This is a genomic window from Streptomyces sp. NPDC046303 (assembly GCF_055588085.1).
Map to the genome: position 1 here is coordinate 1 of NZ_JBVJFA010000092.1, position 1,012 is coordinate 1,012.

Annotated in this window: 1 protein-coding gene; it reads left to right on the plus strand. The window is 65.5% G+C overall.

Going from position 1 to position 1,012, the window contains the following annotated elements; all coding sequences use genetic code 11:
- A partial coding sequence (locus ACZ6I1_RS35025) for a dihydropteroate synthase (protein WP_469293177.1) occupies window positions 1-1,012 on the plus strand: 1,012 nt, incomplete at both ends.

A 1,012-nucleotide genomic window follows, 5' to 3' on the forward strand; every position in this document is an offset into this window, starting at 1 on the left:
GTGCGGTCATCAACTCGGTGAACTATGAGGACGGGGACGGGCCGGAGTCGCGGTTCGCGAAGGTCACCCGGCTGGCGCGGGAGCACGGTGCTGCGTTGATCGCGCTGACCATCGACGAGGAGGGCCAGGCCCGGACCGTCGAGCACAAGGTCGCCATCGCCGAGCGGCTGATCGAGGACCTGACGGGGAACTGGGGGATCCGCGAGTCGGACATCCTCATCGACACCCTGACCTTCACCATCTGCACGGGCCAGGAGGAGTCCCGGGGCGACGGTATCGCCACCATCGAGGCGATCCGTGAGCTCAAGCGCCGGCATCCGGACGTGCAGACCACGCTGGGCCTGTCGAACATCTCCTTCGGTTTGAATCCGGCCGCGCGGGTGCTGCTGAACTCCGTCTTCTTGGACGAGTGTGTGAAGGCGGGGCTGGATTCGGCGATCGTGCACGCGTCGAAGATCCTGCCGATCGCGCGGTTCGACGAGGAGCAGGTCACCACGGCGCTGGATCTGATCTATGACCGGCGGTCGGGGGAGTACGACCCGCTGCAGAAGCTGATGGCGCTGTTCGAGGGTGTGAACACCAAGTCGCTGAAGGCGGGCCGGGCGGAGGAGCTGCTGGCGCTGCCGTTGGAGGAGCGGCTGCAGCGGCGGATCATCGACGGGGAGAAGAACGGCCTGGAGGCCGATCTGGACGAGGCGCTGACCGGCCGTCCGGCGTTGGAGATCGTCAACGACATCCTGCTGGAGGGCATGAAGGTCGTCGGTGAGCTGTTCGGTTCGGGTCAGATGCAGCTGCCGTTCGTGCTGCAGTCGGCCGAGGTGATGAAGACGGCGGTGGCGTACCTCGAGCCGCACATGGAGAAGACCGACGACGAGGGCAAGGGCACCATCGTGCTGGCCACCGTGCGCGGTGACGTGCACGACATCGGCAAGAACCTGGTCGACATCATCCTGACGAACAACGGCTACAACGTCGTCAACATCGGCATCAAGCAGCCGGTGTCCGCGATCCT